The 25,759-nt window shown below is 66.0% G+C and carries 24 protein-coding genes and 1 riboswitch; of the genes, 7 read left to right on the top strand and 17 right to left on the bottom strand.

The features are described from left to right. Positions 1–9 precede the first annotated feature (9 nt). Both LDO86_RS12725 and LDO86_RS12720 read left to right on the top strand, forming a co-directional pair. Positions 10–3,195 carry an HAD-IA family hydrolase gene (locus LDO86_RS12725; RefSeq protein ID WP_224083999.1) on the top strand — a complete coding sequence of 1,062 codons (3,186 nt, stop codon included), beginning with the start codon at positions 10–12 and terminating at the stop codon, positions 3,193–3,195. Then, a complete protein-coding gene (locus tag LDO86_RS12720) occupies positions 3,192–4,217 on the top strand; it encodes an ATP-dependent 6-phosphofructokinase (protein ID WP_018768464.1) in 1,026 nt (341 codons plus the stop codon). Before LDO86_RS12725 ends, LDO86_RS12720 begins: the two co-directional genes overlap by 4 nt. Before the next feature lie 4 nt (positions 4,218–4,221). Here the strand turns inward: LDO86_RS12720 and LDO86_RS12715 are convergent, their stop codons facing one another. Continuing rightward, positions 4,222–5,232, bottom strand: a complete 1,011-nt coding sequence (locus tag LDO86_RS12715) for a zinc-dependent alcohol dehydrogenase family protein (protein ID WP_018768463.1) — start codon at positions 5,230–5,232, stop codon at positions 4,222–4,224. Between the two features lie 21 nt (positions 5,233–5,253). Then, positions 5,254–5,724: a pyridoxamine 5'-phosphate oxidase family protein gene (locus LDO86_RS12710; protein ID WP_224083998.1), complete on the bottom strand. Its 471-nt coding sequence runs from the start codon at positions 5,722–5,724 to the stop codon at positions 5,254–5,256. 168 nt (positions 5,725–5,892) lie between these two features. On the opposite strand from LDO86_RS12710, the gene LDO86_RS12705 reads away from it, so the two are divergent. After that, complete coding sequence (locus LDO86_RS12705) at positions 5,893–6,771, top strand: hypothetical protein (protein ID WP_018768461.1); 879 nt, start codon at positions 5,893–5,895, stop codon at positions 6,769–6,771. 10 nt (positions 6,772–6,781) lie between these two features. Beyond that, a complete protein-coding gene (locus LDO86_RS12700; protein WP_018768460.1) occupies positions 6,782–7,837 on the top strand; it encodes a zinc-dependent alcohol dehydrogenase family protein in 1,056 nt (351 codons plus the stop codon). Between the two features lie 12 nt (positions 7,838–7,849). On the opposite strand, the gene LDO86_RS12695 is transcribed toward LDO86_RS12700, so the two are convergent. After that, positions 7,850–8,314, bottom strand: coding sequence for a pyridoxamine 5'-phosphate oxidase family protein (locus LDO86_RS12695; protein ID WP_018768459.1), 465 nt, complete (start codon positions 8,312–8,314; stop codon positions 7,850–7,852). A gap of 162 nt (positions 8,315–8,476) precedes the next feature. Here LDO86_RS12695 and LDO86_RS12690 point away from each other — a divergent pair, with 162 nt between their 5' ends. Further along, positions 8,477–9,460, top strand: a complete 984-nt coding sequence (locus LDO86_RS12690; protein ID WP_018768458.1) for a trypsin-like peptidase domain-containing protein — start codon at positions 8,477–8,479, stop codon at positions 9,458–9,460. A 49-nt stretch (positions 9,461–9,509) separates the two neighbouring features. Here the strand turns inward: LDO86_RS12690 and LDO86_RS12685 are convergent, their stop codons facing one another. From LDO86_RS12685 to LDO86_RS12640, 10 genes are all read right to left on the bottom strand, one after another. Then, positions 9,510–9,887 (bottom strand): hypothetical protein, encoded by a 378-nt coding sequence (locus LDO86_RS12685; protein ID WP_018768457.1) that lies wholly within the window; start codon positions 9,885–9,887, stop codon positions 9,510–9,512. Positions 9,888–9,949: 62 nt separating this feature from the next. After that, the gene (locus LDO86_RS12680; RefSeq protein ID WP_018768456.1) at positions 9,950–10,348 is read right to left on the bottom strand and encodes a CrcB family protein; all 399 of its coding nucleotides are present in this window, start codon (positions 10,346–10,348) and stop codon (positions 9,950–9,952) included. Beyond that, positions 10,345–10,752: a CrcB family protein gene (locus LDO86_RS12675; protein WP_018768455.1), complete on the bottom strand. Its 408-nt coding sequence runs from the start codon at positions 10,750–10,752 to the stop codon at positions 10,345–10,347. The genes LDO86_RS12680 and LDO86_RS12675 overlap by 4 nt, the downstream gene beginning before the upstream one ends. A gap of 1 nt (position 10,753) precedes the next feature. Next, entirely contained in the window at positions 10,754–11,467 is a 714-nt protein-coding gene (locus LDO86_RS12670) for a metal-dependent transcriptional regulator (protein ID WP_018768454.1), read from the bottom strand. 45 nt (positions 11,468–11,512) lie between these two features. Further along, positions 11,513–12,271 (bottom strand): class I SAM-dependent methyltransferase, encoded by a 759-nt coding sequence (locus LDO86_RS12665; RefSeq protein ID WP_018768453.1) that lies wholly within the window; start codon positions 12,269–12,271, stop codon positions 11,513–11,515. A gap of 102 nt (positions 12,272–12,373) precedes the next feature. Then, on the bottom strand, positions 12,374–13,792 hold the full coding sequence (locus tag LDO86_RS12660) for an aminotransferase class V-fold PLP-dependent enzyme (protein WP_224083997.1): 1,419 nt from the start codon (positions 13,790–13,792) through the stop codon (positions 12,374–12,376). Between the two features lie 36 nt (positions 13,793–13,828). Next, positions 13,829–13,942: riboswitch (SAM riboswitch) on the bottom strand. Positions 13,943–14,094: 152 nt separating this feature from the next. Beyond that, complete coding sequence (hisN, locus tag LDO86_RS12655) at positions 14,095–14,907, bottom strand: histidinol-phosphatase (RefSeq protein WP_018768451.1); 813 nt, start codon at positions 14,905–14,907, stop codon at positions 14,095–14,097. 44 nt (positions 14,908–14,951) lie between these two features. Then, entirely contained in the window at positions 14,952–16,067 is a 1,116-nt protein-coding gene (gene rsgA / locus LDO86_RS12650; protein ID WP_018768450.1) for a ribosome small subunit-dependent GTPase A, read from the bottom strand. Next, positions 16,051–17,439 carry a 3-phosphoshikimate 1-carboxyvinyltransferase gene (gene aroA, locus LDO86_RS12645; RefSeq protein WP_018768449.1) on the bottom strand — a complete coding sequence of 463 codons (1,389 nt, stop codon included), beginning with the start codon at positions 17,437–17,439 and terminating at the stop codon, positions 16,051–16,053. Before aroA ends, rsgA begins: the two co-directional genes overlap by 17 nt. Positions 17,440–17,445: 6 nt before the next feature. Continuing rightward, positions 17,446–17,994, bottom strand: a complete 549-nt coding sequence (locus LDO86_RS12640; protein WP_018768448.1) for a DoxX family protein — start codon at positions 17,992–17,994, stop codon at positions 17,446–17,448. 275 nt (positions 17,995–18,269) lie between these two features. Here LDO86_RS12640 and LDO86_RS12635 point away from each other — a divergent pair, with 275 nt between their 5' ends. After that, on the top strand, positions 18,270–19,043 hold the full coding sequence (locus tag LDO86_RS12635; RefSeq protein ID WP_134163828.1) for a sigma-70 family RNA polymerase sigma factor: 774 nt from the start codon (positions 18,270–18,272) through the stop codon (positions 19,041–19,043). Then, positions 19,040–19,300: a mycothiol system anti-sigma-R factor gene (rsrA, locus tag LDO86_RS12630; RefSeq protein WP_018768446.1), complete on the top strand. Its 261-nt coding sequence runs from the start codon at positions 19,040–19,042 to the stop codon at positions 19,298–19,300. The genes LDO86_RS12635 and rsrA overlap by 4 nt, the downstream gene beginning before the upstream one ends. Before the next feature lie 298 nt (positions 19,301–19,598). On the opposite strand, the gene LDO86_RS12625 is transcribed toward rsrA, so the two are convergent. From LDO86_RS12625 to LDO86_RS12610, 4 genes are all read right to left on the bottom strand, one after another. Continuing rightward, entirely contained in the window at positions 19,599–20,060 is a 462-nt protein-coding gene (locus LDO86_RS12625) for a PadR family transcriptional regulator (RefSeq protein ID WP_018768445.1), read from the bottom strand. Then, a complete protein-coding gene (locus tag LDO86_RS12620; RefSeq protein ID WP_018768444.1) occupies positions 20,060–20,893 on the bottom strand; it encodes a DUF4097 family beta strand repeat-containing protein in 834 nt (277 codons plus the stop codon). Before LDO86_RS12620 ends, LDO86_RS12625 begins: the two co-directional genes overlap by 1 nt. 87 nt (positions 20,894–20,980) lie before the next feature. After that, on the bottom strand, positions 20,981–21,580 hold the full coding sequence (locus tag LDO86_RS12615; RefSeq protein ID WP_018768443.1) for a GDSL-type esterase/lipase family protein: 600 nt from the start codon (positions 21,578–21,580) through the stop codon (positions 20,981–20,983). A 155-nt stretch (positions 21,581–21,735) separates the two neighbouring features. Beyond that, a complete protein-coding gene (locus LDO86_RS12610; protein ID WP_026265645.1) occupies positions 21,736–25,554 on the bottom strand; it encodes a multifunctional oxoglutarate decarboxylase/oxoglutarate dehydrogenase thiamine pyrophosphate-binding subunit/dihydrolipoyllysine-residue succinyltransferase subunit in 3,819 nt (1,272 codons plus the stop codon). Positions 25,555–25,759: the final 205 nt, after the last annotated feature.

Raw genomic sequence — 25,759 nt, 5'->3', positions numbered from 1 at the left:
CACTGACCTATGATCGGGTCGCCCACCGCCGCTGCTGCCAAGCCACCGTTTGACGCCGTCATCTTCGACCTGGACGGGGTGGTCACCAATACAGCGCTGGTCCACCAGGCTGCCTGGAAAGATGCGTTCGACCGGGTCCTGCGTGACCCAAGAATCCCTGCCGGCGCCAACCGTGCCCCGCTCAGCAGGAATGACTACCTCACCTTCATCGACGGGATGCCGCGGGAGGAGGGGGTGGTACGGTTCCTGGCTGCCAGGGGAGTGCACGTTGAGAAGGGAAACGAGACGGACGAAGCCGGCGCATGGACCGGGTTCGGCCTGGGTGCCTGGAAGAACGAACTGTTCCTGAAACACCTCCGGACCGACGGCGTCCAGAGTTACCCAGGCACCCTGGATTTGCTGCAGAGGCTAGCGGGCGCGGCAGTGCCCACTGCTGTGGTCACCTCAAGCCGTAACGCCGGGTTGGTCCTGGAAGCGGCGGGCATCCAGGATCTCTTCAGGGTGGTGCTGGACGGAACGACGGCGGCCCGGCTCGGCCTGCGCGGAAAACCGGCGCCGGACGTCTTTCTTGCGGCCGCATCGCGGCTTGGGGTCTCCCCGCCACATGCGGTGGTGATCGAGGACTCCGCGGCGGGGGTTGAGGCCGGCCGCCGGGGTAACTTCGGCCTCGTTGTCGGAATCGACCGGACCGGCAACCGCCGGCAGCTTGAGGCAGCCGGCGCCCATACCGTCCTCAACGACGTGGGGGAGCTGGATCTGGGCCAGGTCATCGGCAACGCCTGGCACCTCGTCTATGAAGGTTTCGACGCCGCACACGAGGGACACCGGGAAGCCCTGACCACGCTGGGCAATGGTTACATGGGCGTCCGCGGGGCGGCGCCCGAAGGCGGCAGCTTCAGCTACGCGGGCATGTACCTCGCCGGCGTCTACAACCGTGTCCGCGCGGAAGCCGGCGGCGAGACGCTGCTGGAAGAACACATGGTCAACGCCCCCAACTGCCTGCCGCTCGACCTGCGCCTGCCGGGCCAGCAGTGGTGGTCGGAGGGCGGAATGACCTCGGTCCGCGAGCACAGGGTCCTGGACCTCAGACGGGCGGTACTGGAGCGGCGGCTGCTGCTGGAGACAGCCGACCACCGCAGGCTGGAAGTAGTGCAAACCCGTTTCGCGTCCATGGCCGAGCCCCATCTGCTGGTCCTTGAGACGGTTATCACCGCGCTGGGCTGGAGCGGTCAGGTGGAGGTCCGCAGCGGTGTCAACGCCGGGGTCCGCAACGCCAACCTCCCCGAACATGCCGAGGGTTCGGACGTCCACATCGCTGACAGGACAGCCTCCCACCGCTCCATCCCTGAGCCGTCCGCGCTTGCTGCCTCCGTCGTCGAAGTGGAAACTACCCAGAGCCTCATCCGCATCGCCGCGGCCTATCGGACACAGGTATTCCCGGAAGCGGAGGGAGTTGAGGAGGGCAGGAAAGGGGCCTTCCATTTCCAGACTCTTCTGCTGTCCCTCAGTGCCGGCGCCCCGGTGCGGATCACCAAGACGGTGGCAGTGGTGACGTCCCGTGACCGTGCCATATCCTCTCCGGAAGCCGGCGCCCGTGCGGTCCTGGCGCGTATCCCCGGGGACTTCGATTCGCTGCTGACGGCGCACGAGGAAGCGTGGCGGCGCGAGCTGCGGCCGTTCATGGTGGAGATCGATGCCCCGGTCCAGGTGCGCCTTGTCCTGAACCTGCACATATTCCATCTGCTGCAGACACTGACACACCATACGACCGAACTGGATGCCGGCGTGACGGCGCGTGGACTCCACGGCGAGGGCTACCGGGGCCACGTCTTTTGGGATGAGCTGTTCGTCCTGCCGGTACTCGCCTCGAGGACGCCTGAGGTTGCGCGTGCCGTCATCGATTACAGGTGGCGGCGGCTTCCCGCCGCCCGGCATGCCGCGGCCCTGGAAGGTCTGGCAGGGGCGAAATTTCCGTGGCAAAGCGCCAGCGCCGGAACCGAGGAAACGCCCAAATGGTTGTACAACGACAGGTCCGGCAGGTGGGTCAAGGACCACTCGCACCTGCAGGTGCACTCCGGACTTGCTGTCGCGTTCAATGCCTGGCAGTACTTCCAGACCACTGGTAACAAGATCTGGCTCCTGCAAAAGGGGGCGGAACTGGTGATCGAGGTTGCCCGTTTCTTCCGCTCACTGGCGGACTACGACAAGCAGGAGGGCCGTTACCACCTGCGCGGCGTCGTGGGACCGGACGAATACCACACCGGCTATCCCGGCAGCGACGGACCCGGCCTGGACGACAATGCCTACACCAATGTCATGGCGGCATGGGCCTGCTCCACGGCAAGGGGAATCATGGCCTTCCTGCACGGCAGCGAACGTGCCGTACTCATGGAACGCCTGGGTGTCACAGAGGAGGAAACCGCCGGGTGGGCGCACGTGGGATCGGCGATGTACGTCCCCTTTCACGAGGACGGCGTCATTAGCCAGTTCGAGGGCTACGGGTCGTTGAAGGAACTCGACTGGGACCACTACCGGGACAGGTACGGCGACATTGAGCGGCTGGACCTCATCCTCGAGGCCGAAGATGACAGTACCAACTGCTACAAGCTGGCAAAGCAGGCCGACGTCCTGATGCTCCCGTACCTGTTGGGGCACGACGGACTGGTCAGCATTCTTCGGCGGCTTCAGTATGCATTCACGGCGGAACACCTCAACAAGACGATCGAGTATTACCTGGCCAGGACGGCGCACGGCTCCACCCTGAGCAGGGTTGCCCACGCGTCCGTCCTTGCGGGCCTGGACGCGGACCGGGCGTGGGACAGTTTCCGGGAAGCGCTCGACGCCGATCTTGACGATACCCAGCACGGCACCACGCGCGCGGGCATCCATTTGGGCGCGATGGCCGGAACCATCGACGTGGTCCAGCGCAGCTTTGCGGGGCTCCGGTTCAGCGGTGACACGATCCTGTTTGCACCCAACCTCCCCACCGGGCTGCGCGCCGTTGCCTTTGAGGTCCTCTACCGGGGACACCGCCTCCGCATACATCTCAAGGACGGGGACATGAGCATCGCCTCTGCTCCCGGTGACGCCGGCCCCATCAAGGTGCAGGTGCATGGCAATGACGAGGTCCTTCCTCCCGGGCAAACCCTCCATTTTCCGTTGCCTGTCCGGGCTTCGGGGGTGGTGGTCCGGTGAAGCGGCTGGGGATCCTCACCAGTGGCGGTGACTGCCCGGGCGTGAACGCGGTCATCCGGGGAGCCGTGCTGGGCGGACACGTTTCGCATGGCTATGGATTCATCGGGTTCCGGGACGGTTGGCGGGGTGTGTTGGAGCAGGACATTTACCCTTTGCCCCGTACGAGTGTCCGTGGGATCGCCCGCCTGGGTGGAACCATCCTGGGCACGTCCCGGACCAACCCGCTGGTGGGCAATGGAATCGAGGGTGTCCGTGCCTGCGTCCGGCACAACGAACTGGACGGCCTGATTGCCATTGGGGGAGAGGGAACACTGGCAGCCGCCCGGGAACTCTGCTCCCAGGGCATCAACGTGGTGGGAGTGCCCAAGACCATCGACAATGACCTCGGCGCCACCGACTACACCTTCGGCTTTGATTCTGCGGTGCAGACCGCCACCGAAGCCATCGACCGGCTCCGGACCACCGGCGAGTCGCACCACCGGTGCATGGTGGCCGAGGTCATGGGCCGCAGTGCGGGCTGGATAGCACTGCATTCCGGGATGGCATCGGGCGCGCACGCCATCCTGATACCTGAACATCCGGTGTCCCTGGACCAAATTTGCTCGTGGGTGCTGTCAGCCCGTGACCGGGGCAGGGCTCCGCTCGTGGTGGTGGCCGAGGCCTTCGCTCCTGAAGGCCACGAAGCACCGTACGCGCCCCGTGGCCTGGATACTTTCGGACGCCCGCGGCTGGGAGGCATCGGACTGCTGCTTGAAGGAGAACTGCAGCTGCGGACCGGCATCGAAACGCGCGCCACCGTCCTGGGTCACATCCAGCGTGGCGGCGAACCCACGGCCTTCGACCGTGTCCTTGCCACCAGGCTGGGCCTGGCCGCCGTCGAATCGGCAGCCGCCGGCAGGTGGGGCACCATGGTTTCGCTGCGCGGCACGGACATTGTCAACGTCGACCTTGAAGAAGCGCTGGGGGAACTGAAGGTGGTCCCTGAAGCGCGGTACCAGGAGGCCGCCGTCCTGTTTGGATGAGAGGCTACTGTTCCGGCCGGACCCGCAGGACTGCCGAACCGGTAATCCTGTCGGCAGCCAGGTCCTCAAGTGCCTTGGCCGCAGCCTGGAACGGGTAGGCCGTGGTGGTGAGGGTAAGCGAAAGCCTGGCTGCGAGAGCCAGGAACTCACGCCCGTCAGCCCGGGTATTGGCTGTCACGCTCCGCACCTGCCGTTCAAAAAAGAGCTCCCTGGTGTAATTGAGGGCCGGGATGTCGCTTAGGTGGATTCCGGCGATGGCAAGCGTTCCGCCCCGGTCCAGGGCGCGCAGCGCAGCCGGGACAAGGTCTCCAACCGGTGCGAAAAGAATGGCGGAATCGAGCGGTACAGGCGGCTGGTCATAAGCGTCCCCCGCATAATCAGCTCCCAACTCCAGGGCGAGCGACCGCGCGCCGTCAGACCGGGTCATGACATACACGGAGGCGCCCTGTTTAAGCGCCAACTGGGCGGTGATGTGGGCAGAGCTGCCAAAGCCGTAAATGCCAAGGCGGCCACCCACGGGAAGGGCGGCGCGCTTCAGCGCGCGGTACCCGATGATGCCCGAACACAGCAGTGGTGCCGCCTGCTCATCCGGGAAGGCTGGAGGTACCGGGTAGGCAAAGTCCTCCGCAACCGTCAAGTACTCGGCATAGCCGCCATCCCTGTCCCAGCCGGTGAAGACGGGCGACTGGCACAGATTTTCATCACCCCGGCGGCAGTAGTCGCACCTGCCGCAAATCCCGCCAAGCCACGCCACACCCACCCTGTCGCCAGTCCTGAACCGGGAGCAGGCAACTCCTGCCTCAACAACCACGCCGATTGCTTCATGCCCGGGCACAGTCTGCGCACGGTGCGGTGCCAGGTCTCCTTCAGCGAGGTGGAGGTCGGTGCGGCAAACACCGCAGACAGTCACTTCCACCAGGAGTTCGTTGGCCGCAGGCGTGGGAGTGGCACGGAGTCCCTGAACCAGCGGGTGGGTGGATATGGGGCCCGGCCCGTTCACCCACCATGCGCGCACGGTGTCTCCCGCCCGTAATTCCTACTCGAAACCGGCGCGGGTTGCGTGGTCCAGCGAGGTTTGCCACAGCAGTGGTGCGTCCACCGTGAAGCGCCTCCCCGTTATTGACTCCGGCGTGATGCGGATGAAGTGCTCCTGCCCCACGCCCTGCCATGGAAACAGCGCCCGCTTGACGTCATCCAGGTCAGGGCCCGTGGGCGTCGCTTCAACAGCCGTGCCTTTGACCACGACGCTCCATGCGAGCCCGAATTGGGAGCTGACCGCATCTGCTTCGAGGGCCACGGTGGCTTCCGACTGGAGGGCCTGGTGCTTGGTACCGCCGCCGGTGCGGAAAACCAGCGTCCTGCCGTCCACCTTGTAATTGACGGGAAAGACATCCGGATGGCCATCGGCGATGACGGCCAGGCGCCCCACCCCGGTCTGGGCGAGGAGCGTCCAGCACTCGTCCGCGTCAAGGATTTCCGGCACAGGCACGTTCGTTTTCTCAGTCATAGGCCACAGCGTAGGCAACTCTCCCGCCTGCCGTAAGGGCATAAAGGCCCGGCCTCCAAGGAAGGACCAATGCCCAAGGAAGGACCAATGGCACTTGGGGTCCGGCCGGCCCAATGGGACGCTGTGGGGACGCCCGGGAAACGCTCATCTTCCGGTGAAAGGTGGCCCATGCTGACCCATCTGTTCCTCAACCGCCTGCTGTGGGCTGTTGCCGGACTGCTGGCGCTCGCCGCTGCGGCAACGGGGCTTTGGCGGCCCGGAATCTACAACAGGGTGGTTGCCGCTGACCTGATCCCCGGCGCCTACTCCCAGGACCTGCTCTCCGTCGCGGCCGGGCTCGCGTTGCTGTACCTGGCCTACGCGGTTGGCCCGCACAGGGCCAAATACCAGATCGTGGCACTGGGGCTCCTTGGCTACCTCTTCTACGCATACGGGATCTACGTCATTGAGCGGACGTACAACGGCCTGTACCTGCTCTACATGGCAGTCTTCGCAGTGTCATTCTGGGCCATGGTCACCGCCGGGGCCACCATGGACCGCGACGCGCCATCCGCCTCCCTTCCCCGTGCACTGAGGCTGGTGTCAGCGGCCGGTGCCATCCTTCAGCCGCTGATCTTCTACCCTCTGTGGATCGGGATGCTCCTGCCCCTGATGCGGAGCGGCGAGCAGATTGACTCCCTCTACTCGATCTTCATCCTGGACCTTTGCTTCATCATGCCCGGGTTCCTGATCCTGTCCTTCCTCACGTACCGGGGCCACCGTACGGGACTGCTGCTTCTCCCGGCCCTGTATGTCCTGGGTTTCACCCTCATTTTCTCCCTGGCGGTGGGTGAACTGGTTAAACCCCTGTTCGGTGCAGAACCAAGCCTGGCCGCCTTGCTGCCCGCCCTTGGGCTCTCGGGGCTTTTCCTGGTGCTCGGAGGCCTGCACATAGCCAAACTCCAGGCACTGGATCCGCCGGCAGCCAGTCCCGCCGGCCCGCAGCCCAACCATCAGCTGTCCGCGCAAGCCGGCGGCGAACGTCGGAGAATCCGTCCCACACAGTAAGGAGAGACACATGAAAGCCCTCGTCTACGGCGGCCCGGGTGACAAGTCATGGACTGATGTCCCCGACCCCCGGATCCAGCAACCCGGCGACGTCATCGTCAAGGTCGATACCACCACGATCTGCGGCACCGACCTGCATATCCTCAAAGGTGACGTACCCGCCGTCGAAAAGGGCCGGATCCTGGGACATGAGGCGGTGGGAACCATCGTGGAAACCGGGCCTTCCGTGACCGGCCTGAAGGTGAATGACCGTGTCATCATCTCGTGCATCAAATCCTGCGGCCACTGTGCCAACTGCAAGACCGGACTCTATTCGCACTGCCTGGGAGGCGAGGGCCAGGAAGGCACCGGGTGGATCTTCGGACACCTGATCGACGGGACCCAGGCGGAGTATGTCCGCGTGCCGTACGCCGAAAACTCGCTGCACCTGCTGCCCGCGGGCGTCAGCGACGAACAGGCCGTCATGCTCTCCGATATCCTCCCCACCGGATTCGAAATAGGTGTCCAGTACGGCCGGGTGAAGCCCGGCGACACCGTGGCCGTTGTTGGTGCCGGGCCGGTGGGCCTGGCGGCGATCACCACGGCAGGACTGTACGGCGCAGCGACTGTGGTGGCCATCGACCTGGACGCCAACCGCCTGGCGAAGGCAAGGGAGTTCGGCGCCACGGACACTGTCCTTTCCGGCAGCAGTGACTGGAAGGAACAGGTCCTGGCCCTGACCGGCGGACAGGGCGTCGATGTGGCCATCGAAGCTGTTGGCGTGCCGGCAACATTTGGCATGTGCACCGACATAGTGCGGCCGGGTGGATCGGTGGCGAACGTTGGGGTGCACGGAAAACCGGTGGAGCTGCACCTGGAAAACCTGTGGATCCAAAACATCAACATCAGCATGGGGCTGGTGAATACCAACACGACGCCCATGCTGCTCAAGCTTGTGGCCCAGGGAAAGATCAGGGCGGAGAAGTTCGCCACGCACCATTTCAGTTTCGACCAGTTCCTTGACGCCTACGACACGTTTTCCCGGGCAGCCGAAACCAAGGCCCTCAAAGTGATCATCACGGCGTGAGACCGCAGGCCGCTACAGCCAGTCGGCGGAAAAATCGACCGGCGGCCACCAGCGGGTCCGCGGCGTGACAGCGAAACGGCGGCCGGTGATATCGGTGGGGGTAATGGCCACCAGGTGGTCCTTGATCCCCGGTTCCCAAGGTTCCCTGTCGGCGTCTTCCTCCGGAAGCTTCATGCTGGCTTCATCGAATGGCTGCGGCCTGCCCTTGGCGACAACGCTCCAGACCTGAGTGGCGTATGGGTTGAGGCCGTCCACCTCCAAGGCGGCAACCGAGCCGCTGAGCAGGGCACGGAGCTTGGTCCCCGGCGCCGTGCGGAACAGCAGGGTGTCACCGGCGACCGAAAAATTCACGGGAAAAATCTCGGGAACGTCACCGTTGATGACCGCCAGCCGCCCGATATAGGAGGACCGAAGGTACCGCCAGCACTCCTCAGCGTTCAGTATTTCCGTTTGAGACCCTGCAGGGGAGTCAGTCATGCTCCGATCCTAAAGCCTTGACAGCCGCACCGCACCGCACTGCCGGCGTTCACCCACGGCGTAGCTCCACCGGGAGTGGACCGTGCCCGGCCATTGTTGTCTCCCGTAAGGACCCGTAAAGGGCATGGATTGCCGGAAGCGGCACCAGACCGGAGGTGCGTCATGGAACAGGCGCGGGAACCCATATCCACCGGAGACGAGGACGTCCTGGACTCGTACTCGCAAACGGTCATGCGTGTCGCGGCAGCGGTTACGCCCCACGTGGCAGCCATCGAGATGACCGCGAATAGGGGCAACGGCAGGGTGAGGGTGGGCGCCGGCTCGGCCGTTCTCTTCACGGAGGACGGATACCTGCTCACCAACTCACACGTCGTGGCAGGCACCCGGCACGGTTTTGCGGTGTTTGGAGACGGGAGCCGGATGGAACTGGAACTGGTGGGAGCCGACCCCCTGTCCGATCTAGCAGTGGTCCACGGTTCGCGGCCCAAGGTGCCACCTGCTCAGTTCGGCGCGGCCGAGACCCTGCGCGTGGGCCAGCTTGTGATTGCCGTCGGAAACCCACTGGGCCTGGCGGGGTCAGTCACCGCGGGCGTGGTCAGCGGTTTGGGCCGGGCCATTCCAGTCTGGGCGGGCGGCAACAGGAGAGTGATCGAGGACGTTATCCAGACGGACGCAGCGCTGAACCCAGGCAACTCCGGTGGAGCGCTGGCGGACACGCACTCCAGGATCGTCGGCATCAACACCGCAGTGGCGGGCGCCGGGCTGGGGCTCGCCATACCAATCAATGCCACCACCCGCAGGATCATCTCCGCGCTCCTGTCAGACGGGAGGGTACGCCGTGCCTACCTGGGCCTTGTCAGCACGCCCATCCAGCTCAACCCCAGCGCTGTGATCCGCAGCGGGCTGCGCGAAGGGCTCCGCGTCGTGGAGGTGCTGCCCGGTTCGCCGGCGGACAAAGCAGGCCTTACCGCGGGTGACATTATCGTCACCGCCGGAGGCCGTCCCGTCAGCAACGCCGAAAGCCTGCAGCGGCTCCTGTTTTCCGATGCCATCGGCGAGCCGCTGGACGTGAAGGTACTCCGCGACGGCGCCGAGTTGCACCTCACCGCCGTCCCGGAAGAAATGACAGGCAACGGCGCAGGATAATGCCCGACGCCGGCCCGAAGGTCCCCGGGGCACGTCACCTGGGGCGGGCCTAAGGACGGACCGGAGGCGCTTCCACGTCCGCGATGCCCACGAAACGGGTCCCCACGCCGTCGTACTCGCTGCGGACGCACCCGGGGCGGACGGCGGGAACATCGGAAGGCGCATGATGGCTGCATACCACGTAGGTGAAGTCCGGCCACCACTTCTTGGGCCGGGCCGCCTCCTCATAGCCACAGACGGCGCATTCCAGGTGCACCCACACCGGCCGCTTGCCCGTCCGGTTGGCGCGTGACTGCACCAGCCATGGCGGAGGATTGTCGAGGATGGCGCGGAGTTCGGCCTCCGTCATCCACTTCGGCAGGCCGTGGCGCTGCGCCATCTCAAGGGGAACATCAAGGGTTATTGCGGCGTCGCGTCTGCTGATCATCACCTTCCACCATACGGGAGGCCGCCAAATCGCCGGCCGGGCCCCCAACGGGAACAGCGTCGCTAGGAAGCGAGTGCTATGCCAGCGGACGCGGCAGCAAAGCCAAGGCCCAGGTTGACTGCCACGTTCAGGGCCGCGGCGCCGAACCGTGCTTCGCTGAGCAAGCGGATGGTGGCGGTGGTCCACGAACTGAAGGTGGTAAGTCCGCCGGCCAGTCCGGTGGCCAAAACCACCTGCCATTCCGCGCCCAGTCCCAGCCCGGCGGTCAGGCCGTGTGCCAGACCGATGATGAAGCAGCCGACGACGTTGACCAGCAGGGTGGCCCAGGGCCAGTGCAACGCCGCACGGCCATCGGTGCGGACGCTGCGGATGCTGCTGTGGTGTGCGAACCAGCTGTCGATCCCGAACCGCAGCAGCGCCCCGGCCACGCCAAACACTCCCACCAGGGCTGCCGTGATCATGCCGGGCCCCGGTTCCGGGCGATGAGCCTTCCGGTGCGCCAGCCCAGGCCTGCCGCCGAAAGGCCGAGCAACAGCGACAAGCCCAGGTAAAGGAGCCATACGGGGTGCTCACCCGCGCGTGCCAACTGGTCGGAGGCGAAAATGACCGCGGAAAAGGTGGTGAAGGAACCCAGCAGGCCCGGCCCGATGCCGGCGCGCAGCCAGAAGGCCGTGTGCGGGCGTGCCATCCAGACGGTGGTCAAAGCCGCGAGGACGAAACTGCCGCTGATGTTGATGCCCAGCGTGGCCCACGGGACCGAACCGGGCACGTCCGGAAACGCCAGGCCCAGCCCGTAGCGCAGCTCACTGCCGATCAGTCCGCCGGCGGCGACAGCCAGCCAGGCACGGGCGGTGGGCAGCGCCACGTCAGAGCCCGTCCAGGGCGCAGCCGGCATGCGGCGCGTCGCTGGAGACCCAGAGCGCCGAGGCGATTTCCTCAGCGAAATCGTACTCACGGGCGCCGCCGGGACCACCGATCCGCACCACCAGGGCTCCGCCGAAAGGCCGCCGTCCCACCACCTCGACGTCCGCATCAAGGTCGATGGCCTGGGCGGCCAGGTAGCGCAGCAGTTCCGGGTTGTCGTCGCTGATCCGGGTGATCCTGCCGGTATGTCCCTGGTCCAGCTCGGCGAGGAGGTGCGCGCGCGGCATCAGCACCTGCCCGTCCGCCGTGGGGATTGGATCGCCGTGCGGGTCACGCTTCGGGTCCCCGAGCTTGGCGGCGACCCGTTCGATGAACGTGTCCGACACGGCGTGTTCGAGTTGTTCAGCCTCATCGTGGACTTCGTCCCAGCTGTATCCGAGCCGCTGGACAAGGTATGTCTCGATCAGCCGGTGGCGCCGGACCATGGACAGCGCCAGCCGCAGGCCGGCCTCGGTCAGCGTGACGGCGCTGTAGGGCTTGTGGTCCACCAGGCCCTGGTCCTTGAGTTTGCGGACCATTTCCGACACCGAGGAATTTGCCACCCCCAGCCGCTGTGCGAGCTGGGAGGACGTGATGGGCTTGTCCTGCCATTCGGTAAAGGAATAAATGACCTTGACGTAATCCTCGATCGAGGAGGAGGGCGCGCTGGTCTTCACGAATCCAAGCCTACCGGCTCTGCAGGCGCCATACGGGATGCGCCGTCATGCCTTGACGGCCCGCCAAGCCAGGGTGAGGTAGGGAAGGTCGATTTCCTGGTCAGGGGTGTAGGCAAGGTGTTCGTGCAGGTACCAGTCCAGGTTGGCCAGGACCTTGGCCCGCGTTGACTCGCCGGCCCGGAGGTAGTAGCTGCGGGATTTAGTGAGTTCCATCAGGTCCGTGGTGTCCACTGTGTCCTGCCAGTGGGTGACATGCCCTTCGAGCCCCTGGAACTCCGGGCCGATGACGGGCTTGTGCCCCGGCCGGTAGACGTCGCCTGCGTGCATGATCCGGGAGAGCCGGTGCACCCAGGGCACTGAGGTGTCCAGCTGGTTCCACACCAGGCCGAGGGTTCCGTGCGGGCGCAGCACGCGGGCCAGTTCGGTGCTTGCCGCCAGGGCGTCGCACCAGTGCCACGCCTGGGCTACGGTGACGACGTCGAAGCTGGCGTCGGGCAGGCCTGTCGCCTCGGCAGTCCCCGGCATCGCCGTGGCAGCCGGGTAGTGTTCCGTGAGCTGGGCGAGCATGTCCGCCGAGGGGTCCACGGCCGTGACGTCCAGCCCCATGTCCAGCAGCAGCGCGGTGAACTTTCCGGTACCGGCACCAACGTCGAGGGCTTCATGGGCGTCGGCGGGCACCAGCCACCGGGCGGACTCCTCAGGGTAGCCGGGCCGGACGCGCTGGTAGTGCCTGCCGCCGTCCTGGAAGCTCCGGCCCAGTTCCCTGCGCCGCCCGTGATCAAGCTTGGGGCCACCCCGAACCACGCGTGGCCTCCTTCAGCTGACGTCCTGCGGTACCTTTCGAATTTACCGCATTCCCCTGACGCACGGTCAGCCGGCTGAAACAGGAGTGGCCGGTCTCCGGCGTCAGTCGTCGATGCAGGGCGCTGCGCCGGCTGTTCCAGGGGTGTTGGGCGCCCAGTGCGGGTAGGTGCGGGTGTCGTTGGCAGGGACCCAGCGGCCTGCGTCCACCACGTAGTCCCAGCCCAGCCCGTTGCTCCGGAGCGCCTGGATGCCGGCCAGCAGGCGCTCGGCATCTTCCAGGCGCGAACCGACGCCGAAGCTGGCGCGGAGGGAACCGGACGGCAGGCCCAGGCGCTTCAGCAGGGGATGGGCGCAGAAGCGCCCGTCACGCAGGCCCACGCCATGCTCTGCCGAAAGGTACGCCGCCACCAGTCCTGCGTCGTAACCCTCGACGGAGAAGTTGACCACCCCGATGGTGTCCGTTTCGGGGTTGGTGTCCTTGAAGATCTGGTGAACCGTGACGCCGTCGATCCGCTGGAGTCCCTCCACCAGGAAGGAGCGGATGGCGGACTCGTGGGCGTGCCAGCGTTCCTGGTCCAGGCCGGCAATGACCTGGGTGGCGCGGGCCAGCGTGGCGGCCCCCAGGACGTTCGGCGAGCCCCCCTCATGGCGGGCCGGGCCGGTGGCCCAGCTGACGCCGTCGAGCCTGGCTTCCTTGACGGCGCCGCCGCCGGCGAGGTGCGGGACGCCGGCGTCCAGCCAGTCCGGGCGCCCCACCAGGACGCCGGCGCCGAAGGGCGCGTACAGCTTGTGGCCTGAGAAGGCGAGGTAGTCGACGTCATCCGCGCTGATGTCTATGCGGCGGTGCGGCGCGAGCTGGGCCGCATCCACCACGATCCGTGCGCCATGTTCGTGGGCCAGCGCGGCCAGCGCCCGGATGGGGAGGATTTCGCCGGTCACGTTGGAGGCCCCGGTGACCGCGACCAAGCTGACACCGCCCTGTCCAAGCTCGGCACGTACGGCCTCAAGGGTGCCGGTGATGGTGTCGGCGGCGACGATGCTGCGGTGCGGGACGCCCTGCCACGGCAGGAGATTGGCGTGGTGTTCGATGTCCAGGTACAGCACTTCGCCGTCGTGGCGGCCATCGGTCACGGGAAGGCAGCCGGCCAGCAGGTTCAGCGAATCCGTCGTGTTGCGGGTGAAGATGACCGAATCATCCGGGCGGCCGCCCACGAAATCCCTGACGATGCTGCGCGCGTTCTCGTACACGGAGGTGCTGATCTGGGATGCGTATCCTGCCCCGCGGTGGACGCTGGCGTAGTAGGGGAGGATCTCATTCAGGTAAGCCGATACTACGGACAGTGCCGGGGCGGAGGCGCCGTAATCGAGGTTGGCGTACCGCACGTGGCCGCCTGAAATCAGGGGCGCCTGGATTTCGGCGCCGGTGACGGCAGCGAGCGGCCGGCCGGCTGCGGCGTGGCGTGCTTGGGGGACGGCAGCTTCGGCAATGACGGGCTGGGGGGAGACGGTGGCAGTTGTCACAGAGACCTCACTTGGTACAGGACTCCGGCATAGTGGAATCCGCGCTTGCCGCATCCGCTCCGGACCGGCCTGGTCGTCACCCGGGGCACCCCACCGCGAATGGAGGGTTGCCGGCCAGCAAACCGGGGTTTTGCGCTGGCACTCGTGACCTGCATAAAAGCGTAGGACATGGGGCGGCCAGGACTGAAGCCGCGGCAATTGTTAAGGGCTTTGTTACGCGCCCCCGAATAAACGACGCCGGGCACCTGCCTTGGGAGGTGTCCGGCGTCGCATTATTCGTTCAAACGTGGAAAGCGCGTGAGTTACAGCAGATCGTCCAGGTACGGGTTCAATCGGTGCAGGACCTCCGAGTGCAGGATTGAGTTCGTGGCCAGGGCGTTCCCGCCGAACGGGCCGTCCTCGCCTTCCAGGGATGTGAACCGGCCGCCGGCCTCCACCACGATCGGCACCAGGGCAGCCATGTCATAGAGGTTCAGCTCGGGTTCGCAGGCGATGTCCACGGAGCCCTCGGCCACCATGCAATACGACCAGAAATCCCCGTAGGCCCGGGTCCGCCAAACGTCCTCGGTAAGGCCGAGGAACTCGTCAAGGTTTCCGCGTTCCTTCCACCCGCCCAGGCTGGAGTAGGAGAGGGAGGCGTCGGAAAGCTTCGACACGTTGGACACGCGGAGGCGGGTGGCGGCGGCAAGGGACCTGCCCATGTACGCGCCCATGCCTTTCGCCGCCCACCAGCGCTTGCCCAGGGCCGGGGCGCTGACGACGCCCACCACCGGTTCGCCCTCATCCACGAGGGCGATCAGCGTGGCCCATACGGGAACGCCGCGGACAAAGTTCTTGGTTCCGTCAATGGGGTCGATGATCCAGCGCCGGGAACCGTGGCCGGTGCTGCCGAATTCCTCGCCCAGGACGGCGTCGCGGGGGCGTGAACGGGAGAGCTGGCCCCGGATGGCTTCCTCGGCGGCCTTGTCCGCGTCGGTGACCGGCGTCAGGTCCGGCTTGGTCTCAACGTGGAGGTCCAGGGCCTTGAAGCGGCTCATGGTCTGGTCATCCACGGAGTCGGCCAGGACATGGGCCAGGCGCAGGTCATCGTTGTAGCTCGAAGCGGGTTGGATCATGGTTCCAAACTACCGTCTGTGGACGGTTCTGCCGGGAGAACGCGTCAGTTGACGCTGCCGAGCTCCTTGGTTTCCTGTGCTTCCATCCTCGGGTCCGTACCAAGCAGGCGCCGCAGCGAGGCCAGCCGGGCCGCGCCGGTGGGACCTGCGTGTCCGCCTGCCACCCAGTCGTCGAGGCCGCAGTTCACTGCGGTTGCGGTGTGCTTGCAGCCCCGTTCGCAGTTCTCGATGCCGGGGGAGAGGTCCGGGAAGGAGCGCAGGATGCGGTCAGGGTCCACGTGGGCCAGGCCAAAGGAACGGATGCCGGGGGTATCGATGATCCAGCTGCCGGGAGGCGCGTCCGCCAACCGCAAGGCAAGGGCCGACGACGACGTGTGGCGGCCGCGCCCGGTCACGGCATTCACGCCGCCGGTGGCCCGCTCGGCGCCGGTCAGGGCGTTCACCATGGTGGACTTGCCGACGCCGGAGTGCCCCAGCATAACGGTGACCTTGCCATCGAGATGGTCCCGCAGCGCCGCCACTGCGGCGCTGTCCAGCCGCGCCGAGAGCCCGTCATCGGACCGGGCATCGATTCCCGACGCCTGCGCATCCGCCGTCTTGCTGATGATCACCGGGAAGTCCAGGTGCGTGTAGTTGGAAAGCAGGTCCGCGGGGTCTTTGACGTCGGCCTTGGTGACCAGCAGGATGGGTTCGATTCCGGCGTCGTATGCGGCCACGAGCGCGCGGTCGATGAACCCCGTGCGGGGTTCCGGGTTGGCGGCAGCCACCACGATCACCAGTTGGTCGGCGTTGGCCACCACCGCGCGCTCAACGGGGTCGGTGTCGTCGGCGCTGCGGCGCAGGAGGGTGTGGCGGTCCTGGATCTTCACCAGCCGGGCAAGCGTGTCCGGCGCGCCGGAGACGTCCCCCACGAGCGAGACGAAGTCGCCTGCCACAACGGGCGAGCGCCGAAGTTCCCGGGCGCGCGCGGCAATGACAACGCGCTCATTCTCCGAGTCCTCGTCCACTACCGCGGTGTACCGCCCGCGGTCCACCGTGATGATCCGTCCGGTCACGGCGTCGTCGTGGCTGGGGCGGTCTTTGGTGCGCGGCCGGGAGCCCTTCTTGCTGGGACGGATCCGAACGTCCGATTCGTCCCAGGAATCAGTGCTCCGCGCCACTGCCGCGCCCTTCCGGTCCGGCGGCGGACCCTTCTCCCTGGGCCAGCATGCCGGCCCACAGCTGCGGGAAATCCGGCATGGTCTTGGCCGTGGTGCCGATGTCCTCCACCTGGACGCCTTCGACGGCGAGTCCCAGGATTGCGCCGGCCGTGGCCATGCGGTGGTCGGCGTAGCTGTGGACGACGCCGGCGTGCAGCCGGGTGGGCCGGATCACCAGGCCGTCGCTGGTTTCCTCGGCGTCGCCGCCCAGCCGGTTGATCTCCGATACCAGGGCCGCGAGCCTGTCCGTCTCGTGTCCCCTCAGGTGGGCGATGCCGCTGAGGCGGGAAGGCCCCGTGGCAAGGGCACACAGGGCCGCGACCGTGGGAGCCAGTTCGCTGGTGTCCGCGAAGTTGCCGCCCTTGATCTCCGGGCCGCCGGTGACGGTCAGGACACCGTCAGCCAGGGTGACCGAGGCGCCCATGCTGGCCAGGATTCCGCGCCACAGGTCTCCCACCTGCTGCGTTTCATCAGGCCAGTTGGGAATCCGTACGGTGCCCCGCGTGGCCAGGGCCGCGGCCAGGAAGGGCCCGGCGTTGGAAAGGTCCTGTTCAATCCGCTGGTCGAAGGCGCGGATGGGTCCCGGCGCCACCACCCAGTGGTTGGGGACGGAGTCGTCCACTGAAACGCCGGCACCGCGCAGGACGGCCACTGTCATGTTGATGTGGTCCAGGCTGGGTACCGGCTTGCCCACGTGTTCCAGGTGCAGGCCGTCGTCGAACCTTGCGCCCACCAGGAGGAGGGCGGAGACGAACTGCGAGGAGGCGCTGGCATCGATCACCAGATGGCCGCCGCGGACTGCGCCGTTGCCTTCCACCACAAAAGGGAGCGACGACGGCGCGCTGCCGTCTTCGGCGGAAACGGCCACGCCCAGGGCTTTGAGGGCCTCGATGATGGTTCCCATGGGGCGCTTGCGGGCGTGGGGATCGCCGTCGAACACGCTGGCTCCGTTGCGGAGCGCCGCCAGCGGCGGAACGAACCGCATGACGGTGCCGGCAAGTCCGCAGTCGATCCTGGTGTGGGACGCGGCCGCTGCCGCCGGCAGCGGAACCACCTCCAGGTCGGGCCCAAAGGCACCGTCCCCGGGCACTTCGGTGATGACGGCACCGAGCTGCCGCAGTGCGTCGACCATGAGTGCGGAGTCCCTGGAATGCAGGGGGGCCCGCAGCCGGGACGGGCCGTCCGCGAGGGCAGCCAGGACCAGGTACCTGTTGGTCAGGGACTTCGATCCGGGCACCGTCACTGTGGCGTTAACGGGCCGGGACGCAAAGGGTGCGGCCCAGTGCTGGACAGGCGTTCCGGACCCGTCCCGGGTGGCAACTGCTGCGGTCATTCGTTTTTATGCTCCCGTAGCGTGTTCGACGGCGCGGCGCACGGCCTTGTCCGCCTTGTTCAGCTTCTTGGTGGTGGTCCTGCGCGCGTCGGCGGCCAGGTGCGAGGCGTTCCGACGGGCATCGGCCGCCAGGTGCTCGGCGCGCCAGGCCAGGCCGGGCTTGCCGGCGGTGTCCACGGAAGCGAGCAGGGCGCCGCCGCTCAGCGAGAGGTTCTTGAGCAGCTGGTTCCGGCGGCTTTCGCGGCCTTCCTTGCTGCTGATATCCGCGCTGCGCCATTCAACGAAGGTGTTCAAGAGCGAAATCACCGTCAATAGGCCCGCGGAGAGCCGGGAAAACTTGCCAAGGCCGAACAGGACGCCGGCCCCTACCTGGGTTCCGCCAATCACACGTGCGAGGGTGGTTTCGTTCGCCTGGAAGGGAAGCGAGGCTGCAGCCTTGCGCAGCAGCGGTGAGAGCTGCTGTGCGGTGTCGTCTGCGTTCCTGAGCTTATCCAGTCCGGCGAGAACGAAACTGGAGGCGAGCATGGGCCGTGCGAGCGTGCGGACAAAGGACATGGATTTCCTCCTGGATGGACGAGCCGCGCCGAGCGGCGGAGTCGGTCCTAGTCTTGCACTTTTGGGGAATATTTGCCCGTGGGAGGCGGTTATGGCAAACAGGTCCGCAACAGGGGCCTGACAATCATTCACCCGAAACAGAGCGGAGTTGGCCCTTGGGGAAGGTGTTGGACGGAACCAGGCAGGCGGGCCCGGTGGCAGTGGACAAGCTGGCCTCGGAACCGCCGGAATACGGCACGCCCCGGGCAGGGAGCCTGACAGTAGACTTGAAGGCAATGAACACCCTGGATCCGGCCGTTGCGGCCATGTATGAGGCTACCCCCGGCGAAGCAAACGGCAGGGCCGGCACCGCGCCTGTGCCTGCCGGACAGGCAGACCCTGAATCATTGGCCGCAGAAGCGGATGCCGAGGATGCCACGCTGGACGTCGCCACGGAGAGCGTGGAGGAGCGCCGCCTTCGCTTTGAGCGGGATGCCATGCAGTACGTCGACCAGCTGTATTCCGCTGCCATGCGCATGGCCCGGAACCCGTCCGACGCGGAGGATCTGGTCCAGGAGGCCTACACCAAGGCTTTTTCGGCCTTCCACCAGTACAAGCCGGGAACAAACCTGAAAGCCTGGTTGTACCGGATCCTGACCAACACGTACATCAACCTCTACCGCAAGAGGCAGCGTGAGCCCCTGCAGTCCAACTCGGACAGCATTGAGGACTGGCAGCTGGCACGGGCGGAGTCGCACACCTCGAGCGGGCTGCGCTCAGCCGAGGCTGAAGCCCTGGATCACCTTCCGGATTCGGACGTGAAGCGGGCGCTGCAGGACATCCCCGAAGAATTCCGGCTGGCGGTCTACTTCGCCGACGTTGAGGGCTTTGCCTACAAGGAAATCTCGGACATCATGAACACGCCCATCGGCACTGTGATGTCCCGGCTCCACCGCGGCCGGCGAATGTTGCGGGACATGCTCGCGGAATACGCCGCCGAGCGGGGATTTAAAACGGCCGCAGATGCCTCGGATGCGGCAGGAAGCAAAGCACAGGAGAACAGGAAATGAGCGACTGCCAGGGATTGGGCGATTGCGACGACACCAGGATGCAACGCATCTACGAATACCTTGACGGGGCGCTGACCCGCGAGGACCTCACGGAAATCAAGAACCACCTTGATGACTGCCCTGAGTGCACGGAACAGTATGACCTGGAGTGCGTCATCCGCAATATGGTCAAGCGCTCCTGCACGGAGTCCGCGCCGGACAACCTGAAGAACGCCATCCTGGACAGGATCCACACCATCCGTCCCGTGGAGGCCTAGGAACAGGCACGCGTTGCGCCGGTCAGGGCCGCAGACAGCAAAGGACCCCGAAAGCCGTTTGGCTTGCGGGGTCCTTCGCTTGAACCGTAGTTCCTGGCATTTGCCTAGGTGTTGGGGCGCTTCCCGTGGTTCGCGCCGCCACGCTTACGGTCACGACGCTTGCGTGCACGCTTGCTCATAGCTGGCCTCCTTACTGTTGGTACTCAAAAGAGCTGCCCTCAAGTCTCCCACATGATGTGGCGGCCCGCGAACCGGGTAGGGGCGGATGACCTGCGGAAGTGCGGCAGCAGGCGCCGCCTTAGGACTGCAGGGTGCTGCGGATGGCCGCGCGGGCGTCGTCGAGGGCTGTCCTGACGGTTTCCAGCGTCACAGGGCTGATGGGGCGGCGCATGGCCTGCCGCCGCAGGTCCGCGCAGAGCTCATCATGGAACTTCTGCACCATCAGTTCCACGTCAAGCCGTTGGACGGAGACGGCGATGTCATTCTCGACCCCCGCCAGATCGTCGCGGCGCCGGTTCAGTTCGGCAAGGCCGGCGGCTGTAATGCGGTAGTTGGTGCGCCGCCCGGCCGGCTCGGTGGCCACCAGGCCATCCTCCTCGAGCTTGCCCAGCCGGGGGTAAATGGTTCCGGCGCTTGGCGAATAAGTCCCCGCGAACCTTTCCTTGAGCGCCTTGATGAGCTCGTACCCGTGCTTGGGCCCGCTTTCCAGCAGTGCCAGCAGGTAGAGGCGCAACGCACCGTGTGCGAAGACGGGCGGCATCAGCCTTGCGCTTCCCCGTCGCCGTCAAGTGGTGCAGGAGCGTGGGATATGGACGTCTTGCCGGATACCGAATTGGTCCGGACGAGCATCAGCTGCCCGTCGGGCCCGGCAATGGTCTCCACTTTGCCGTTGGCCAGGAGGCACTGCCGGCCGTCAAGGATCACCGCTCCGCCGGCGGACTTGGCCACGATGTCGACGCCGACGTCGTGCGGCAGCCTGATAGCCAGATCCCCGGACACCGAGTTGGAGCCGAAGTCCCGGGTGAAATCGAGCAGTTCAACGTCGAGGTGCCCGCTGACGGTGTTGGTGCGCACGTTGGTGAAGTATCCGGAGGCGGTAACCCTGCCTGAGACGCTCTTGGCCATGAGTACCCCGCGGTGGTTCCTGACCTCCACGCTGCCGCTGATGGTATTGACCTGAAGCTCGCCGGAGGTACTGTCCGCCACTACGGAACCTGACACGGTGTTAAGCCGGACACGGGCAGAGACGCCCGAAACCAGCCCGTCCCCGCTGACGGTCCCGGCCTCCACCTCCACACCCTGGGGAACAGCGATGGTGATGAGCGCGGAGTTGTCGCTGCTGTGGTTGACCGTCTCCATGAGGTTCTTGAACCAGCCCTGGGCTCCGTGCAGCTGGTGCCGCACTTCGAGCCTGCCGCTGTTCAGTGACACGGCTACCGGATCGCCGTGCACGTCGGCGAACTCCAGCCGCACCTGGGACCCCGCGTGCGCCGTGATCCTGAACCTGCCACGGACCATGCCCAGCTTCAGGGCCGTCACGCCGTCGACGTCCATGGTTTGCGGGTCTGTCACACTCCAGTTTTGCTCGGCCATGGTCCCCTCCAAAAGACGATATATCGCGTAGCCCCTACAACGTATCGCCGCAGGCGGGCAGGGTCAAGATATATCTCGAGCGGGCTACTACTGGGGGGCTTCCAGTCCCAGCCACTGGAACCAGCCGCGGTGCAGCACCAGCCATGCCATGAGGCCATAGCCTGCCTGGCCGGGCGTTCCACCGTTTGCGGCAAGGTCCTGGCGCCACTGTTCGTGGTTAAGCAGGGGCGAGAACGTGTCGACGTAGAGGTGCTTGCGGCGGGTGGTGACATCGGCGAAGGCGGTGTTCAGTTCGTCAAGCCGCCGGTTCTGGGCCGGGTCCAGCGTGGGAGGCGGCCCCACGACGAATACCTCGATCCGGTTCTGTGACGCCGAGTCCAGGATATTGGCCAGGTTCAGCCTGCTCCGTGCGGTGGAAAGACCGAATTCAATGTCCCGCCCGGACAGGCCGATGACCAGCCGGTTCTCCGCCTGGGAGCTGAAACGGCGGCCGGCTTCCTCCAGCCAACGTGCCGCAAGCCCCTCGGTGCCTTCCTGGGGACAGGGGAGGGCGTAGCTTTCCAGGAGCATTCCGTCCTGGGGAGTGCGGGCCAGGACGCGGCCCAGCCAGCCAAGTGCCCGGGGATCCCCCAGTCCGGCCAGCAGTTCGTCTCCTACAGCTGCGATCCGCAGCTTCCTGTCTTCCACGCGTTCCTCTTTACTTCGGTACGGGTTTACTTCGGTACGGCCGCTGCATCGTCGCCGCCGCGGCTGCGGGGGTACGGGGCGGCGCTGTCCATCCATTAAACAGAACTGCCCGGCCGGAGTCTGGTATTTCGACTCCGGCCGGGCAGCCTTACTGCTTACTTCCGTGCAAATGCCTGCTTCAGGAGGACATCCTGTTCCGCAGCGTGCCGCTTCATGGAGCCGGCTGCCGTGGAGGCGGATGCCGGCCGGGACACAAGGCGGACCCGCCGGTCAAGGGCCTCGGGCAGGTGCAGGCCGATGAATGGCCAGGGGCCCTGGTTGGCAGGCTCATCCTGTGCCCAGACCACTTCGGCGTTGGGGTACTTGGCGAGCTCCGCCGCGATCTCCTGGTGCGGCAGCGGGTAGAGCTGCTCCACGCGGATGATGGCGGTGGTCTTGTCGCCGGTCTTCTGCCGGGTGGACAGGAGATCGTAGTACAGGCGGCCGGAGACCAGAAGCACGCGTTCGACGGCGGTGGCCGGCAGCTGCTCATGCTCACCAATGACAGGACGGAAGGTGCCGCTGGTGAAGTCCTCCACGGACGAGGCGGCCGCCTTCAGTCGCAGCAGCTGCTTGGGCGTGAAGATGATCAACGGCTTGCGCGGCCGGTTGTACGCCTGGCGCCGCAGCAGGTGGAAGTGCGAGGCCGCCGTGGTGGGGTTGGCCACGATCATGTTGTCTTCCGCGCAGAGCTGCAGGAAGCGCTCGATCCTCGCCGAGGAGTGGTCCGGGCCTTGGCCTTCGTAGCCGTGCGGGAGCATCAGGACCAGCGAGGACCGCTGGCCCCACTTCTGCTCTGCGGAGGAGATGAATTCGTCGATGATGGTCTGCGCACCGTTGACGAAGTCGCCGAACTGGGCCTCCCAGAGGACCAGGGCGTCCGGGCGTTCCACGGAGTAGCCGTACTCGAAGCCCATGGCCGCGTATTCGGACAGCAGCGAATCGTAGATCCACAGCTTGGCCTGGTCGTCGGAAAGGTTGCCCAGCGGCAGCCATTCCTTGCCGTTGGCACGGTCGTGGAAGACGGCGTGGCGCTGTACGAAGGTGCCGCGGCGGGAGTCCTGGCCGGCAAGGCGTACGGGGACGCCTTCCATGATCAGGGAGCCGAAGGCTGCGATCTCGCCGAAGCCCCAGTCGATGCCGCCTTCGCGGGACATCTGCTCGCGCTTTTCCAGCAGCTGCTTCAACTTGGGGTGGACCGTAAAGCCATCGGGGATCTCGACGTGTGCCTTGCCGATCCGGGCCAGGGTGTCGGCGCTGATGGCCGTGGAGGCCGGTGCGCTGACGCTGGAATCGGACTGCTGGGCCATGGGCCGCTCGATGTCGGACACGGCAGCGGAATCCGCGGTCACGATCGGGATGGGGGAGGTCTGGGCGGCGTGGGTCTCGGCGAAGACCCGCTCCAGCCGTTCCTGGTAGTCGCGGAGCAGCTGCTCGGCTTCTTCCTCGGTAATGTCCCCGCGGCCGATGAGCGACTCCGTGTACAGCTTGCGGACGGAGCGCTTGGCCTCGATCAGGTTGTACATCAGCGGCTGGGTCATCGAGGGGTCGTCACCCTCGTTGTGGCCCCGGCGGCGGTAGCACACCATGTCGATGACGACGTCCTTGTGGAAGCGCTGGCGGAATTCGTAGGCGAGCTGGCCGATACGGACCACAGCCTCGGGGTCGTCGCCGTTCACGTGGAAGACCGGTGCCTGGATCATCTTGGCAACGTCCGTGGAGTACGTGGATGAGCGCGACGACGACGGGGCGGTGGTGAAGCCGACCTGGTTGTTGACCACGATGTGGATGGTTCCACCGGTGCGGTAACCGCGCAGCTGGGACAGGTTGAGCGTTTCCGCAACCACGCCCTGGCCGGCGAAGGCAGCGTCGCCGTGGACCATGATGGGCAGGACGGGGAACGACTCGCCCTGGTCAAGGCGGTCCTGCTTGGCCCTGACAATGCCCTCGAGGACGGAGTCCACGGCTTCCAGGTGGGACGGGTTGGCGGCGAGGTAGACCTTGGTCTCCTTGCCGGTGTCCGAGGTGAAGGTACCTTCGGTGCCCAGATGGTACTTGACGTCGCCGGAGCCCTGGACGGAGCGCGGATCCTGCGTGCCTTCGAATTCGCGGAACACCTGTGCGTAGGTCTTGCCGGCGATGTTCGTCAGGACGTTGAGGCGGCCGCGGTGGGCCATGCCGATGGCAACCTCGTCCAGGCCGTCATCGGCTGCATCGGACATAATTGCGTCCAGCAACGGAATCAGGGACTCGCCGCCTTCCAGCGAGAAGCGCTTCTGCCCCACGAACTTGGTCTGCAGGAAGGTTTCGAAGGCCTCGGCCGCGTTCAGCTTGGAGACGATCCGCAGCTGCTCTTCCCGGCTGGGCTTGGAGTAGGGGTGTTCCAGCTGGTCCTGGAACCACTTGCGCTCGGCAGGCTCCTGGATGTGCATGTATTCGATGCCGGTGGTGCGGCAGTAGGCATCCCGCAGGACTCCGAGGATGTCGCGGAACTTCAGCATCGGCTTGCCGCCGAAGCCGCCCGTGGGCCATTCGCGGTCCAGGTCCCAGAGGGTCAGGCCGTAGGTGAGGACGTCGAGGTCCGGGTGCTTGCGCTGCACGTACTCCAGCGGATCGGTATCCGCCATGAGGTGGCCGCGTACGCGGAAGGAGTGGATCAGCTGCTGGATCCTGGCAACCTTGTTGATCTCGTCAGCCGGATCCACCTGCAGGTCCGCACTCCAGCGGACAGGCTCGTAGGGGATGCGGAGGGCTTCGAAGATCTCGTCGTAGAAGTTCTGTGCGCCCAGCAGCAGCTGGTGCACCAGCTTGAGGAACTCGCCGCTGCCGGCGCCCTGGATGACGCGGTGGTCATACGTCGAGGTCAGGGTGAGGACCTTGCTGATGGCATTGTGGGCGATGATCTTTTCGCTGGCACCCTGGAATTCGGCCGGGTAGTCAAGGGCGCCGACGCCGATGATGGCCGCCTGGCCCTTGGAAAGGCGCGGCACTGAGTGCACGGTGCCGATGCCGCCGGGGTTGGTCAGGGAGACAGTGGTGCCCTGGTGGTCCTCGGCGGTGAGCTTGCCGTTGCGGGCGCGCTTGATGAGGTCCTCGTACGTGTGCCAGAACTCGGCGAAGTTGAGGGTCTCGGCCTTCTTGATGTTCGGGACCATGAGCAGGCGGGTGCCGTCGGGCTTGGGCATGTCGATGGCGATGCCGAAGTTGACGTGGGCCGGCTGGACCGCAACGGGCTTGCCGTCCACCTCGTCGTAGTACACGTTCATCGACGGGAACTGGGAAAGGGCCCGGATGACTGCGTAGCCAATGAGGTGCGTGAAGGAGACCTTGCCGCCGCGGGCGCGGGCCAGGTTGGAGTTGATGACCACGCGGTTGTCGATGAGCAGCTTGGCCGGAATCGCCCGGACGCTGGTGGCCGTGGGCACCTCAAGGCTGGTGACCATGTTGGTGGCGATGGCCTTGGCAGGTCCGCGGAGGACGGAGACGACGTCCTCCTCCGGCGCGGTGGGGGCCTTGACGTTCTTGGGCAGCTGCGCCGGAATGGGCTGCGAGCCGGTGCCTGCTTCGGTCTTCTTGCCGCCGTCGCGTGCCTCCGTGGCGGGGGCCTTCTTGACCGGCGCAGGGGCTGCTGCAGGAGCGGCGGCCGGGGCGGCGGCGGGTGCCGCCGGGGGAGTGGCAGGGGCTGCGGCCGGCGACGGTGCCGAAGCAGCGGGTGCCGTCTTCACCACGGGCAGCTCGCGCGTAGGAGGATTGGCAGCGTGCGCGGAATTTCCATTGTTGGAAGAACCGTTACCCGAGTCGAAAGATTCAAACAGCGGCCACCACTTGGCGTCCACGGCGTTCTTGTCCTGTTGGTACTGCTCGTACAGTTCGTCAACGAGCCACTCGTTCCCGCCAAATTCCTCTGGTAGACGGTGGCTTGGCTGCTCTGGCACTTGAAATACGCCTCTTCCATGAGTTTGATTTCTCTTTGGCCCCCCGGTGCTTCAGCACTGCGATCGAACCAGTCTCTGCGTCCTCTGAACCCAGACCCTTAGCAAGTCTAGTGAGCATCTTGTGTTAACTGCCAATAAGGGTGACCCAAATCATGAAGTGACGAACATGGGGCTGAATGTGAGCCCAAAATTGCATCTGAATTGC

Source organism: Arthrobacter sp. StoSoilB19, assembly GCF_019977275.1.
In the GTDB taxonomy this organism is placed as follows: Bacteria; Actinomycetota; Actinomycetes; order Actinomycetales; family Micrococcaceae; genus Arthrobacter.
Note: the sequence above shows the minus strand (reverse complement) of the source record. Positions and strands in the feature narration are given on the sequence as shown.

Bases quoted from the DNA above. Each gene is read 5' to 3' on its own strand.
- LDO86_RS12725 (WP_224083999.1), top strand. From the start codon at position 10: ATGATCGGGTCGCCCACCGCCGCTGCTGCCAAGCCACCGTTTGACGCC.
- LDO86_RS12710 (WP_224083998.1), bottom strand. From the start codon at position 5,724: ATGACTGAGAAAACGAACGTGCCTGTGCCGGAAATCCTTGACGCGGAC.
- LDO86_RS12705 (WP_018768461.1), top strand. From the start codon at position 5,893: ATGCTGACCCATCTGTTCCTCAACCGCCTGCTGTGGGCTGTTGCCGGA.
- LDO86_RS12700 (WP_018768460.1), top strand. From the start codon at position 6,782: ATGAAAGCCCTCGTCTACGGCGGCCCGGGTGACAAGTCATGGACTGAT.
- LDO86_RS12695 (WP_018768459.1), bottom strand. From the start codon at position 8,314: ATGACTGACTCCCCTGCAGGGTCTCAAACGGAAATACTGAACGCTGAG.
- LDO86_RS12690 (WP_018768458.1), top strand. From the start codon at position 8,477: ATGGAACAGGCGCGGGAACCCATATCCACCGGAGACGAGGACGTCCTG.
- LDO86_RS12685 (WP_018768457.1), bottom strand. From the start codon at position 9,887: ATGATCAGCAGACGCGACGCCGCAATAACCCTTGATGTTCCCCTTGAG.
- LDO86_RS12680 (WP_018768456.1), bottom strand. From the start codon at position 10,348: ATGATCACGGCAGCCCTGGTGGGAGTGTTTGGCGTGGCCGGGGCGCTG.
- hisN (WP_018768451.1), bottom strand. From the start codon at position 14,907: ATGATCCAACCCGCTTCGAGCTACAACGATGACCTGCGCCTGGCCCAT.
- aroA (WP_018768449.1), bottom strand. From the start codon at position 17,439: ATGACCGCAGCAGTTGCCACCCGGGACGGGTCCGGAACGCCTGTCCAG.
- LDO86_RS12640 (WP_018768448.1), bottom strand. From the start codon at position 17,994: ATGTCCTTTGTCCGCACGCTCGCACGGCCCATGCTCGCCTCCAGTTTC.
- LDO86_RS12635 (WP_134163828.1), top strand. From the start codon at position 18,270: ATGAACACCCTGGATCCGGCCGTTGCGGCCATGTATGAGGCTACCCCC.
- rsrA (WP_018768446.1), top strand. From the start codon at position 19,040: ATGAGCGACTGCCAGGGATTGGGCGATTGCGACGACACCAGGATGCAA.
- LDO86_RS12625 (WP_018768445.1), bottom strand. From the start codon at position 20,060: ATGCCGCCCGTCTTCGCACACGGTGCGTTGCGCCTCTACCTGCTGGCA.
- LDO86_RS12620 (WP_018768444.1), bottom strand. From the start codon at position 20,893: ATGGCCGAGCAAAACTGGAGTGTGACAGACCCGCAAACCATGGACGTC.